General features: G+C 62.6%; 9 protein-coding genes. 7 read left to right on the top strand and 2 right to left on the bottom strand.

The annotated features are described in order from the left end of the window. The first annotated feature begins 14 nt into the window (after nucleotides 1-14). A complete protein-coding gene (locus tag IWY39_RS20525; RefSeq protein WP_107125330.1) occupies nucleotides 15-2,666 on the top strand; it encodes a carboxypeptidase-like regulatory domain-containing protein in 2,652 nt (883 codons plus the stop codon). On the opposite strand, the gene IWY39_RS20520 is transcribed toward IWY39_RS20525, so the two are convergent. Continuing rightward, nucleotides 2,667-4,139, bottom strand: a complete 1,473-nt coding sequence (locus IWY39_RS20520; RefSeq protein ID WP_229380677.1) for an aldehyde dehydrogenase family protein — start codon at nucleotides 4,137-4,139, stop codon at nucleotides 2,667-2,669. A 206-nt stretch (nucleotides 4,140-4,345) separates the two neighbouring features. Between IWY39_RS20520 and IWY39_RS20515 the strand changes: the two genes are divergently transcribed. From IWY39_RS20515 to IWY39_RS20490, 6 genes are all read left to right on the top strand, one after another. Next, nucleotides 4,346-5,203 (top strand): GNAT family N-acetyltransferase, encoded by an 858-nt coding sequence (locus tag IWY39_RS20515; RefSeq protein ID WP_107125328.1) that lies wholly within the window; start codon nucleotides 4,346-4,348, stop codon nucleotides 5,201-5,203. Further along, the gene (locus IWY39_RS20510; protein ID WP_107125327.1) at nucleotides 5,200-6,663 is read left to right on the top strand and encodes an NAD-dependent succinate-semialdehyde dehydrogenase; all 1,464 of its coding nucleotides are present in this window, start codon (nucleotides 5,200-5,202) and stop codon (nucleotides 6,661-6,663) included. The genes IWY39_RS20515 and IWY39_RS20510 overlap by 4 nt, the downstream gene beginning before the upstream one ends. A 70-nt stretch (nucleotides 6,664-6,733) precedes the next feature. Then, a complete protein-coding gene (locus tag IWY39_RS20505) occupies nucleotides 6,734-7,801 on the top strand; it encodes a tartrate dehydrogenase (RefSeq protein ID WP_107125326.1) in 1,068 nt (355 codons plus the stop codon). A gap of 113 nt (nucleotides 7,802-7,914) precedes the next feature. After that, entirely contained in the window at nucleotides 7,915-9,327 is a 1,413-nt protein-coding gene (locus IWY39_RS20500; protein ID WP_107125325.1) for an aspartate aminotransferase family protein, read from the top strand. A gap of 20 nt (nucleotides 9,328-9,347) precedes the next feature. Continuing rightward, nucleotides 9,348-9,842, top strand: a complete 495-nt coding sequence (locus IWY39_RS20495; RefSeq protein WP_017181880.1) for an Lrp/AsnC family transcriptional regulator — start codon at nucleotides 9,348-9,350, stop codon at nucleotides 9,840-9,842. A 29-nt stretch (nucleotides 9,843-9,871) separates the two neighbouring features. Beyond that, nucleotides 9,872-11,020 carry a M20 aminoacylase family protein gene (locus tag IWY39_RS20490; protein WP_107125324.1) on the top strand — a complete coding sequence of 383 codons (1,149 nt, stop codon included), beginning with the start codon at nucleotides 9,872-9,874 and terminating at the stop codon, nucleotides 11,018-11,020. A 202-nt stretch (nucleotides 11,021-11,222) separates the two neighbouring features. On the opposite strand, the gene IWY39_RS20485 is transcribed toward IWY39_RS20490, so the two are convergent. Beyond that, the gene (locus tag IWY39_RS20485; RefSeq protein WP_107125323.1) at nucleotides 11,223-13,562 is read right to left on the bottom strand and encodes a TonB-dependent receptor; all 2,340 of its coding nucleotides are present in this window, start codon (nucleotides 13,560-13,562) and stop codon (nucleotides 11,223-11,225) included. Nucleotides 13,563-13,604 lie beyond the last annotated feature (42 nt).

The raw sequence follows: 13,604 nt of genomic DNA, 5'->3' as shown, positions 1-13,604 counted from the left end.
CAGGTCCATATCCCATGAACGCGCAGCCCCGGCTGTGGCGTGTTTTGCTGTCATGCCTGCTGGTCCTGCTGCTGTTGCGCGCGGGTCCGGCGATGGCGGCGGCCGCCCTGCTGTCCGCCGACGACGCGCTGTTATTCGATGCGCGGGTCGGGTCACTGTCCGTCGGCAACGGCATTCGCGGCTTCACGGTCGAGGATGCCATCTGCCTGGATATGGGCGATGTGATCGACGCACTGAAGATTGCCGTGGTGCCGAGCGAGGACAAGCGCCGGGCGCAAGGTTGGGCTTTTGACGAGGCGCGGCATATCGCCATCGACCGCGATACCGGCGAGGCGCGGTTCGGGACGGAATATATGCGGCTGGGCGCAAATGACATTCATGACAGCCGGTCGGGATGGTGCGTGGATACCCACGCGCTGGGCCGATGGCTGGGCGTTACATTTGATACCGACACGACCAACGCGATCCTGACCATCACATCCCCCGCGCCGCTGCCCATCGAAGCCGCGTTGCGCCGGACAGCGGCGGCCGAGCGGTTGGCGACGAAAACGCAGCCACAGACAGCGGGACTGGAGAAGCACCGCTTCCCCTATCGGCTATGGCGCATGCCTGCGCTGGATGCATCATTGGCCGCCGGGTGGCAGCGCGACGCAAAGGGCGCGCAGGTGCGAACGACACGATATGAAATGCTGGCGTCGGGCGAACTGGCCTATGCGTCTGCCGAAGCGCGGCTGGCGTCCGATGCGAACGCCATGCCGGACAGTTTGCGGCTGCGTCTCTACCGGGCCGATCCCGACGGGCAATTGCTGGGGCCGTTGGCAGCGACACAGGCCGCCATAGGGGATGTGGACAGTTTTGCCATCCCCCTTGTTGCCGGATCAGCCAGCGGACGCGGCGTGGCGCTGACCAACCGGCCGCTCGATGCCATTGGCGAATTTGACAAGGTGGCGCTGACTGGCCTGCTACCGCAGGGGTGGGACGCGGAACTCTATCGCAACGGCGAATTGCTCCGCGTGGTCCCCGCGGATGCGAATGGACGCTATGCCTTTCGCGATATTGCGTTGCGCCATGGCGTCAATGTGCTGGAAGTCGTCCGCTATGGCCCTCAGGGGCAGGTCAGACGTGAACGGCGGGTCTATAATATCGCCGCGCAATCGCCGGGGCCGGGCGAAACCTGGTGGTCCACCAATATCGTGCAGGGCAATCATGATCTGCTGCGTTTCGGCACGAGCCGGCAAACCCCGGCATCGGGATGGCGCGGCAGCATGGCTGTCGACCATGGACTGGGCCGGGGAACGTCGATCGGCGCCGCGATCATACGTGCGCCCACATCAGATGGCAGCGCCGATTTTGGCCATCTAAACCTGCGCGGCGGGTTGGGTGGAATGCTGGGGGAAGTGTCCTGGGCAGGCCGCAGGGGCGGCGGATCGGCCATGCGCGCTTCTGTCGTCGGCGATCTGTTCAAGACCAGCATAGCGGTAGAGGCTGTCCATAATCGCGGGTTGCGATCCGAGCGGATGGACCCTGCACTGCGGTCCTATGTCGGGGTAGCGCTCGACCGGCCGGTCCATGCAGCCGGTCTGATCCTGCCACTGCATTTCGACCTGCGCTCGACCCGGCAGCAGAGCGGACAGGGGGTAGAGGCGAATGGTCGCCTGTCGGTTGCGACACGCAGCGTGGCGGCCAGTCTGGTGGGTGGATGGAGCCGGTTCCAGTCGAGCGACGGCATGGCCCGCGAGAGTGCGACAGCCGGGCTGCTGGTCAGCGGGCGGGCCGGCAAGGTGAGGTTGCGGGGCGAGGTCCATTGGCGACTGAAGCCCGATCCCACGTTGATGGGGGTCCAGCTGACCGCGAACCGGGCGCTGGGGGCAACCGACATGGTGCAGATTTCCGCCAATTATGCGGCGAGCGAGAAAAAGGTCGCGATCGACGCAGCCTATGCGCGCGATTTCGGCCCGGCGGCGCTGACGCTGAACCTGTCGGGCGACAGCCGCCGGGCGGTGGCGATCGGCCTGGGACTGACGTTAAGCGTAGGCCCAGGCGCGAACGGACGGTTTGGCCGGGTACGTTCCGCGTCTCAGGCACGGGGCGGCGGATTGCTGGTGCGGGCCTTTCACGATCTGGACGGCAATGGACGGCGCGATGCGGGCGAACCGCCCTTTGCCGACCCGGTCGGGGTACTGGTGAACGATCTGCCGTTACCCGCCCGGTTGCGCGGGGAAGAGGCACGGGACATCGAACTGGACGGGCTAAGCCCCGCTACCCCGATCAAGATTGCGCTGGACGAAGCATCATTGTCCGATCCGTTCGATATACCGAGCAATCCCGGCGTCCTTGTCACCCCGCGCGCTGGCCTGCACGAAGTGGTCGAACTGGGCGTATCGCCTTCCGCCTCGGTCGAAGGGACGCTGGCGATGAACGGGCGGGCGCTGGCGGGCGAGACGATCGAATTGCTGACGATGGATGGTACAAGCGCCTATCGCGCGCGCACGGAGTTTGACGGCATGTTCAGTTTCGAGCGGGTTCGGTACGGCCGCTATCGGCTGAAGGTGGCGCAGGGCCGCCACCCACAGGTCGAGCAGATCGTCGAACTGGGCCAGGCCCGCAGCATGGCGCGGCTGGGCGTCATCGATGTCGGCACTGTGCAGCGCATGGCGGCGCGCTGATCAGAATTCGACGAGCGCCACCTTGGTCTTGAGATTGGCGACATAGGCTTCGCGGCCCAGATCCTTGCCGATGCCCGATTGCTTGAAGCCGCCAGTCGGCAGGATGAAGTCGTTGCTGCGGCCATAGCGGTTGACCCAGACAGTGCCGGCCTCCAGCGCGCGGGTGGCGCGCAGGGCGCGGCTGAGGTCGCCGGTATGGACGCCCGCGGCCAGCCCATAATTGCTGTCATTGGCCAACGCATAGGCTTCCCCTTCGTCGGCGAAGGTCTGGACGGTCAGCACCGGTCCGAAAATCTCACCCTGTACCGCCTCACTATGCTGCGCAGCATTTTGCAGCAAAGTGGGCAGGAAATAGCTGCCATCCTGCGGTGCGGTGGCGCGTGTACCGCCGGTAAGCACCTGTGCGCCATCAGCGACGGCGCGCTGGACGATACCGTCGATCCGATCGAGCTGGCCATCGGAGATGATCGGGCCAAGCGTGCTGTCGCTGGCCCAGGTTGGTCCCGGCTTGTGCGCCGCAAAGGCCGCCATGATGCGATCGATGACCTGATCGGCGACCTTGTCCTGCACCAGCAGGCGCGATCCTGCGACGCAGACCTGCCCGGCATTGAGCGTGATCGCGCGCGCGACGATGGCTGATGCTTTGTCCAGACCTGCATCGGCGAAGATGATCTGCGGGCTTTTGCCGCCCAGTTCCAGCGTCACCGGCTTGGGGCCGGTCTGGGCGCAGGCGGTCATGATCGCCGCGCCCGTCGCGGTTGACCCGGTGAAGGTGACCTTGGCGATCTCAGGACGCCGCACCAGCGGATCGCCAACGCTGCGTCCGTCACCTTGCACGATGTTGAAAATGCCGGCGGGCAAGCCAGCCTCGATCGCCAGTTCCGCCAGCCGCACGATGCTGAACGGCGTTATTTCCGACGGCTTCAGCACGATGCTGTTGCCTGCCGCGATGGCGGGCGCGATTTTCCATGCGGCCATGACCAGCGGCAGGTTCCACGGCGCGATCGCAGCGACCACGCCATAGGGTTCGTGGATGGTAAGGCCCAGCTTGTCCGGCGTGGTAGATGCGACTTCGCCGCCAATCTTGTCCGCCCATTCGGCAAAGAAGCGGACGGTTTCAGCGGTATAGCTCACATCCCAGGCGCGGATTTCGTGGATCATGCGCGTGGAGCCAAGCGCCTCCAGCGGTGCGAGCATTTCCATCTCGCCTTCAATAAGGTCGGCCCAGCGGCGCAGCACCCGCATCCGGCCGCGCGGGTCGGTCTGCGCCCAGCCGCTGCTTTTATAGGCGCGCTGCGCGTCCTCGACCGCCTGCGCCAACTGCGCATCATCGACACTGTCGAGGTCGGCATAGATCCGCCCGTCCGAGGGGCGCCGCACGGGGATCGCCTGTCCGCGCCCGACAACACGCCGTCCCCCGATGAAATTGCTGCCCTGCGGCAAGACGATGAGATCGGGGTTGAAAATGTCCACAGCGCAGCTTTCCTTCATGCAGGCTGGACGGGAGAATATGGATCGCGCGCGGCATGTGTTGCAGTTGCGGGGGAAAATCTGCGCGATAATCTTCCAAAATCGGGCCGAAGGCAGCAGCCAATGCTTGGACACGCCGATTAATACCGATCCAAGTGATTCCTTATCTGGGCAGGCGGACGACCCATTTCCGCCGGGGAGCAAGATGCATGGCGACAGACATAGAGGCGATGGTGGACCTGCGGGCGATGACCGTGGAAGATCTGCCCGCTGCGCACGCTCTTTCCAGCGAACAGAAATGGCCGCACCGGATCGAGGATTGGGACATGCTGCTCAGCCTTGGCTTTGGTTATGTGGCGGAACGTGACGGAGAGGTTATCGGCACGGCCATGGCGTGGCTGTACGGGACCGACGCGGCGACGCTGGGGATGGTGATCGTATCGCCGGCAGCGCAGGGCATGGGGCTTGGTCGCCGGTTGATGGAGGCGGTGATGGCCGATCTTGGCGACCGCACGATCCTGCTCAACGCCACGGATGAGGGCGCGCCGCTCTATCGCAAGCTTGGCTTTGAACCGGTCGGCCCGGTGTTCCAGCATCAAGGGGCCGCCTTTGCCGTGCCGGTCGCCGAACTCATCCCCGACGAACGGGTGCGGCCATTGGGGGCGAAGGACATGCCGACGCTCCATGATCTGGCGCGGCAGGCGAGCGGCATGAACCGGGACACGCTGCTGGATGCTCTGGTGCCAGGCGCGCAAGGCGTGGTGCTGACGCGCGCCAATGAACCGGTGGGCTTTGCCCTGTTCCGCCGTTTTGGCCGCGGCTATGTCGTCGGGCCGACGGTGGCCCCGGACACTGGCGGCGCAAAGGCGCTGATTTCCCACTGGCTCGGATCGAACAGCGGGATTTTCTGTCGGCTCGACGTGCCGGAAGAAAGCGCGTTGAGCAATTGGCTCGATGAATTGGGCCTGCCCTGCGTCGGCCGGGTGATGCGCATGGTGCGCGGGCCGATGCCGCAGACAGACCCCTCGATCAAAGTCTTCTCTCTCACGACACAGGCGCTCGGATGACTCTTTCCCTTTCCAACCCCGCCCTTTTCGTCGAACGCGCCTATATTGGCGGCGCGTGGGTCGGCGCAACGTCCGGTGCGACCGTGCCGGTGGACAATCCCGCGACCGGCGCGATCATCGGCACCGTGCCCGATTGCAGCGCGGCTGATACCCAGGCGGCGATAGATGCGGCAGAAGCCGCCTTCCCGGCATGGAAGGCGCGCACGGCAAGCGATCGCGCGGCGATGCTGGAGCGTTGGCATGCGCTGGTGATGGACAATCTGGTCGATCTGGGCCGGATCATGACCGCCGAACAAGGCAAGCCGACCGCGGAAGCCGAGGGCGAAATTCGCTACGCTGCAAGCTTTATCAAGTGGTTCGCCGAAGAAGCCCGGCGGATCGACGGCGGCATCATCCCCGCCCCCGAAGCCAATCGCCGCATATTGGTGATGAAGGAGCCGGTTGGGGTATCGGCGGCGATCACGCCATGGAATTTCCCCTCTGCCATGATCACGCGCAAATGTGCGCCTGCGCTGGCGGCCGGTTGTCCGGTGGTGGTCAAGCCGTCGGAACTGACGCCCTATAGCGCGCTGGCCATGGCGAAGCTGGCAGAGGAAGCAGGTTTCCCGGCAGGCGTGTTCAACGTCGTCACGGGCCTTCCGACAGCGATCGGCGGTGCGCTGACCGCCAGTCCTGTAGTGCGCAAATTGTCCTTCACCGGATCGACCCGCGTAGGCGCTTTGCTGATGCGGCAGTGCGCCGACACGATCAAGCGGGTCAGCTTCGAACTGGGTGGCAATGCGCCGTTGATCATATTCGATGATGCCGACATCGATCTGGCCGTTGCCAGCGCGATGGTCAGCAAATTCCGCAATGCCGGCCAGACCTGCGTCTGCGCCAATCGCATACTGGTCCAGGACGGCGTTTATGACCAGTTTGCCGAGAAGCTGGCCAAGGCCGTGTCGGCGCTCAAGGTCGCGCCGGGCGACATGCAGGGCAGCACCATCGGGCCGCTGATCAACACTGCCGCCGCCGAGAAGGTGAAGGCGCATGTCGACGACGCGCTGTCGCACGGCGCGACCCTGTTTGCGCAAGCGCCCGAAGGTGCGACAGGTGAGCGCTTTGCGCGCCCCGTCGTCCTGACAGGCGCGACACGGGACATGCGGCTGGCGGAAGAAGAGACGTTCGGCCCGGTCGCGCCGCTGTTCCGCTTCACCCATGAGGACGAAGGGATCGAACTGGCCAACGCCACCAGCTATGGCCTTGCCAGCTATTTCTACACCGAAAATCTGCATCGCGCCTTCCGCGTTGCCGAGCGGCTGGAGGCGGGCATGGTTGCGCTCAATACCGGTTCGATCGCTATGGAAGTCGCGCCGTTCGGCGGGGTCAAGATGTCGGGTCTGGGCCGAGAGGGCGCCCATGCGGGGATTGAGGAATATCTGGAGACAAAGGCGTTCCATATCGGCGGGCTGAAGATCTAGAGCCACCCGTCCCGCCCGCTTAGCCCAGTTCCCGCCGTCGCTGGCACACGTCCCTCGTAAAGGATGCATCATGCGCAACTATAACGTCTCCGTCATCCCCGGCGACGGCATTGGCAAGGAAGTCATGCCCGAAGGCATCCGCGTGCTGGAGCGGGCGGCGAGCCTCTATGGCTTCACGATCGGCCAGAAATGGCAGGATTTCGCCTGCTGCGATTATTACGCCAAACATGGCCAGATGATGCCGGACGACTGGAAGGAGCAGATCGGCAAGCCTGACGCGATCTTCTTTGGCGCGGTCGGCTGGCCCAACACGGTGCCGGATCATATTTCGCTATGGGGATCCTTGCTCCAGTTCCGGCGGGAATATGATCAATATGTCAATCTGCGCCCTGTCCGGTTGATGCCCGGCGTCCCCTGTCCGCTGGCCGGCCGCGAGCCGGGTGACATTGATTTCTGGGTGGTGCGCGAAAATACCGAGGGCGAATATAGTTCGGTCGGCGGCAAGATGTTTCCGGGTACCGATCGTGAGATCGTGATCCAGGAAACGGTGATGACCCGTCACGGCACCGACCGGGTATTGCGCTATGCTTTCGATCTGGCCGCCACGCGCGAGCGCAAGCATGTGACGTCCGCCACAAAGTCGAACGGCATCGCCATCACCATGCCCTGGTGGGACGAGCGGGTGGAGGAGATGGCCAAAAATTACCCGACCGTCACCCATGATAAATATCATATCGACATTCTGACGGCGCAATTCGTGCTGAACCCCGATCGTTTCGACGTCGTGGTGGCGTCCAACCTGTTTGGCGACATATTGTCGGACCTTGGCCCGGCCTGCACCGGAACGATCGGCGTTGCACCGTCGGGCAATATAAACCCGGATGGCACCCACCCGTCGCTGTTCGAACCGGTCCATGGCTCGGCGCCCGACATCGCCGGCAAGGGCATTGCCAATCCCGTGGGCCAGATCTGGTCAGCCGCGATGATGCTGGAGCATCTGGGCGAGGCGGATGCCGCTGCCGCCATCATGCGCGCGGTCGAAACAGTATTGGCCGAACCTGCCCTGCGGACAGGCGACCTGAAGGGCAAGGCCGGTACCGAGGAATGCGGCAAGGCCATTGCCGACGCGCTGGCCTGAGCGGGACCGGCGCGGCACAATATGCCGCGCCGTTTCGCCAATACGGCCCCGGCAGGCTTGTAAACGGGTCGATTGAGACTTTCCCGCTGCGTCACAAGGATAGGCTGCGTCCCATGACCACCATGGCGAGCACCCCCAAGATGCACCAATCCAACCGTAACCTGCTGGACATCGACCGCGATCATCTGATTCATTCGGTCACTTCCTTCCGCGCCCATGAAGCGCGCGGCGCGACCATGTTGCAAAGCGGCAAGGGCATGTGGCTGACCGATATGGACGGCCGCGAAGTGCTGGATGCCTTTGCCGGGCTGTGGTGCGTCAATGTCGGCTATGGCCAGGACAGCATCGTCGAGGCGGCAGCTGAGCAGATGCGACGCCTGCCCTACGCGACCGGCTATTTCCATTTCGGTTGCGAGCCTGCCGCGCGGCTGGCCGAGCGTCTCGTCGCCCTTTCGCCGGAGGGGCTTGAGCATGTCTATTTCACGCTAGGCGGGTCGGATGCGGTGGACTCGGCGATCCGCTATATCACCCATTATTACAATGCCATCGGCAAGCCCGCCAAGAAACAGTGCATCGCGCTGGAGCGGGGCTATCATGGATCGAGCAGCACCGGCGCGGGCCTGACGGCGCTCGCCAACTTCCATCGTAATTTCGATCTGCCGCTGCGCTGGCAGCATCATATCAGCTCGTCCTACCCCTATCGCAGCGATCTGGAAGGGGACGATGCAGCGATCATCGCCCGGTCGGTTCAGCAGTTGAAGGACAGGGTCGCAGAACTGGGCGCGGACAATGTCGCTGCCTTCTTCTGCGAGCCGATACAGGGCTCTGGCGGCGTCATCGTGCCGCCGGTCGGCTGGCTCAAAGCCATGCGGCAGGCGTGCGACGAACTGGATATTTTGCTGGTCGCCGACGAAGTGATCACCGCCTTTGGCCGCACCGGGCCGATGTTCGCCTGCGAAGCGGAGGGCGTGACGCCAGACCTTATGACCGTCGCCAAGGGTTTGACCTCCGGCTATGTGCCGATGGGCGCGGTGCTGATGTCCGACAAAGTGTATCAGGGGATTGCCGATGGCGCGGCCGCCGATGTCGTGATCGGCCATGGCGCGACCTATTCGGGCCATCCGGTGAGCGCGGCGGTAGGGCTGGAAGTGTTGCGGCTCTATACCGAAGGCGGAATATTGGCGAACGGCCAGAAGGTCGCAGCGCGATTCGATGCCGGGCTGGCCGGGCTGGCTGACCATCCGCTGGTGGGCGATACGCGTGGACGCGGCCTGCTGGGCGCGATCGAGCTGGTGGCGGACAAAGGCACGAAAGCGCGGTTTGACCCGGCGCTCAAGGTCGCCGACCGCCTGTTCAACGATGGCTATGCCAATGGCGTCATCTTCCGCGCTTTTGCCGACAATATCATCGGCCTGGCTCCCGCGCTGTGCGCGACTGATGCCGAGATGGACGAGATATTCGCGCGCATCAGGAAAACGCTCGACGGCTTGCTCGAACAGGCAGATATTCGCGCGACGCTGGGATAAATATAAGGGGGAACAAGGACATGTTGGGCGGACCCAGACTGGACAGGATCGACCTGAAAATCCTGACGCAGCTACAGCAGTCGGGCCGGATCACCAATGTCGAGCTGGCCGATGCCGTCGGCCTGTCCCCCAGCCCATGCCTGACCCGCGTCAAGCGACTGGAGAAAGCGGGCTATATCACCGGCTATGGCGCGCATATCAATTTGCACAAGCTGGGCGAATTTCTGACCGTCTTTACCGAGGTGACGCTGACCGAACATCGGTCGGGCGACTTTTCCCGGTTTGAAACCCGCATTCGCAAACTGGACGAGATTGTCGAATGTCATCTGGTCAGCGGCGGATATGATTATCTGCTGAAATTCGTGACCCGCGGGGTCGGCCATTATCAGTCGATCATCGAAGGTATGCTGGAAAGCGATTATGGCATCGAAAAATATTTCAGCTATGTCGTGATCAAATCGCCCTTCATCAAACATCATTATCCGATCCAGCATCTGTTTGGCGAGCAACGCTAGGATTGGAAGCGGAAGCTTGTTGATAGATTATGAATGACATCACCGACCTGATCGAACCGCTCGTTGCGTTCCGCCGCGACATTCACGCCCACCCTGAACTGGGCTTTTGTGAGCATCGCACAGCCGGACGGATTGCCGAGCAGCTGCGTGCGCTGGGGCTCGAAGTGCATGAAGGGATCGGGCGTACGGGCGTGGTCGGCGTGCTACGCAACGGCACGTCGGGACGCAGTATCGGGCTGCGGGCGGATATGGACGCACTGCCGATCGAGGAGCAGACCAACCTGCCCTGGGCCAGCAAGACGCCCGGGACCTTCCATGGCTGCGGCCATGACGGGCATGTTGCGATGCTGCTGGGCGCGGCCCAGCAGCTGACGCGCAGCCGCAATTTCGACGGGACGGTCCATTTCTTCTTCCAGCCAGCCGAAGAGGGGCAAGGCGGTGCGCGCGAAATGGTGCAGGAGGGACTGTTCGAGCGTTTCCCGTGCGAGCGCGTGTTCGGCCTGCATAACTGGCCCGATCTGCCTGCCGGCACCATCGCGACGCGGCCCGGCCCGATCATGGGCGCAGCCGACAAGTTCGAAATCCTGCTTGAAGGACGCGGCGGCCATGCCGCGATCCCGCAGGATACGCCCGATGCCATATTGGCCGCAGCGACGCTGGTGACGCAATTGAACGCGATCATATCGCGCCGGATCGCGCCTACTGCGTCGGCGGTGCTGTCGATCACGCAAATCCATGGCGGGCATACCCATAATGTGATCCCCGCCGAAGTCCGTATCGGCGGCACTGTGCGAACGTTCGACGAGCAAGTGCAGGACAGGATCGAAGCATCTATCCGCGAGATCGCGGCAGGCGTGGCGCTGGCCAATGGGTTGAGCGCGAGCGTCGATTATCAGCGTTACTATCCCGCGACGATCAATGATGCACAGGCGGCGCAGGAAGCGCTCGACGCGGCAGCGACCGTTGGCGTCGCACAGCTCGCACCCGACCCCGCCTTCACGTCGGAGGATTTCGCCTTCATGCTGAAAGCCTGCAAGGGTGCCTATATCTGGCTGGGTCAGGCAAAGCCCGAGGGTGGCGCGCCACTCCATAACCCACATTATGATTTCAACGATGATGTGCTGGGGCTGGGTATCCGGCTGCATGTCGCCCTGGTCGAACGGCATTTGGCGATTTAGGGCAGTAGTAACAGCCTTCGATCGAAGCGATAGGAGCAGCGGACGAAGATGACCTGCCCTATCGCGCAATGACTGGCGGTTGATAGCCAGTCCGCTGGGCTGAAAGCCTCCTTGAATTCCCTCAGGCCGGCACGAATCCCGGCCCATATCGTGTCGACGCGTCACGACGCGCCGGCCTTGTATGAGCCGGGATGCTTTGCGCTTACCGGATCGTCAATTGCACGCCGACCGTTCGCGGCGCGTCGACCAGGGCACTGATGCTACCGGGCGCGAGTGGGATCGACTGTTTATATTGCGTAGTCAGCTTGTCGGTCAGGTTCTTGCCGACCAGCGCCACTTCCCAACGACCATCCTGCGGCCCGAACCCAATGCGCAGGTCGACCTTGGTATAGCCGCGCTGCTCCAGCAGCGGGTCGGCAGTAGCCGCCATGAAATAGCGTGACGTGAAATAGACCAAGGGATCGACCGTCAGATTGTAATTGCCGACCGGGATAGACGCCCGCGCGCCCACATTGCCGCTCCATTCCGGCGCGTTGGTGCGCCGTTTGCCCGACAGATCCTGAGTACAGCCCCCGCCGACTTGCGCCAGTGCCTGAATAGTGCAGGCACCGTTGGGATAATCGGTATATTTGGCGTCGAGATAGGCAACACTGGTATTGAGCGTGAGCCAGGAGGTTGTGCGCAGACTGGCATTGAACTCGACACCTTGCGAGCGCGATGCGCCGACATTCTGCACCAGCGAGGTGATGGTCCCGTTGGGCTGAAGTTGAAGACTGGTTTCCTGCAGGTCCTTATAGTCGCTGCGATAGAATGTCAGGTCCATGTTCAGCCGCCGGTCAAGGAAGCTGCCCTTTATACCCAGTTCATAGGCGTTGACCGTTTCCGGCCCGAAATCCTCGTTCTGCGCACCAAAGCTATAGCCGCCGGCCTTAAAGCCGTTGGCATAGCTTGCATATATCATGACGTCGCGCGACAGATCATATTGAATGCTTGCGGACGGCATGAATTTATTGTCGGTCCGCTCCGGGCGCGCAAAGTCCGCGGTATTGGTGGCGAGAAGCCGCGCCACAATTGCTGTCTGGGCGGGGGAAAGGCTCTGAAATCCCTCGAACGATGCGAGATTGTCGCCCAGTCCTGGCGCGGCCGTACGGTGGGCACGCTTCTGGATGCTGGAGTAACGAGCGCCCAGATTGATCCGGAAATGCTCGATCGGACGGATGGTCGCCGACGCGAAGCCCGACCAGGTCGTATCATTTTGCGTAATGATATTGTTACCGGCGAATAATGTGGAGGCATTGAAAGTGCCCGTGGTGTCGCGCGCGCCAAAGGGCTGGAACGAAAAACCAACAACTGTTCGCGTGCTCAACCGACCATGCGAGGCATAGCCGCCAATCATATATTCCAATGTGCCGCCGGTGGCCGACTGATAGCGAATTTCCTGGCTCACTTGGCGATAACGTTCATCCTGACGCGTGGGATAGCCATTGGTCCCGCCAATCGCATCGGTCAGCGGGAATGGAATGCCCTGCCCCAGGTTCGTGGTGTGATGCCAGAAATAGCCGGAGATCATGTTGATCGATCCGCTGCCGACGTCGACACTGTTCGTCCATGCACCTTCAATGAAGTCATAGTTGGTTTGAGTAGGGCCGGTCGCAGAATGATAATCGAGCGTGTCGTCAATGTTGCCGCCATTCTGATTGAGATAGCGATTGCAGACATTGATCGGGGCGAGCGCGAAGCCCGGCGGAGGGGGACAGTTGATAACCTGGTACATCCCCGAACCACGGGTGCGCGAGCGCGCGCCGTCTATCCGCAAGTCCGACCGGAAGTCGCTGTCCGGCTCCCATTTGAGAGCGATACGTCCCTGGGCCGTGCGGTCATGCGGCCCATCTTCGCCGGTAATGCTGCTTTTGATATATCCGTCGCTACCCGACACGCGACCAGCAATGCGGGCGCTGAGCGATGGGCTGAGCGGCGCGTCCACCCCCATCTGCACATCATATTCCTGGGTCGAGGGAACATAGGTCGCAACCGCATTATAATTCAATTCTTCGCCTGGCTTTCGCGTGACGATGTTCAGCGCACCGGCAATCGCGTTGGCCCCGAAGAAGGTTGTCTGCGGTCCCTTGAGCACCTCGACCCGTTCAAGGTCAAACAAGGCTGCGCGAGTGGAGCGCGAACGGCTGCGATAGACGCCGTCGACAAAGGTTGCGACCGACTGTTCGAAGCCGGGATTGGGCCCTGACCCGACGCCCCGGATCGTGATCGCATTGGCGATGGTGCCGGTCGAAATCCGCACGTTGGGCAGGCGTACCGCCATGTCGTTCAGGCTGGTGATGTTCTGGCGTTGCAGCGTTTCGCCGCCGACGACTGAAACGGCGACTGGCACGTCCTGCAGTCGCTGTTCGCGGCGCTGGGCCGTTACGACGATTTCGCCGTCGGCATTTTGCCCTGCCGCATCTGCCTGCGCAAACGCTGGCGTCGTTAGCAAACCACAGATGGCAGTTCCCAAAAGCAGATGGCTTTGTGAGATAATTTTCATCACTCCCTCCCAATATTTATTTGGATATAACGTCTATTATTC

Source organism: Sphingobium sp. JAI105 (assembly GCF_015752145.1).
Classification (GTDB): Bacteria; Pseudomonadota; Alphaproteobacteria; order Sphingomonadales; family Sphingomonadaceae; genus Sphingobium; species Sphingobium xenophagum.
This window is presented reverse-complemented; position numbering and strand designations above follow the sequence as displayed.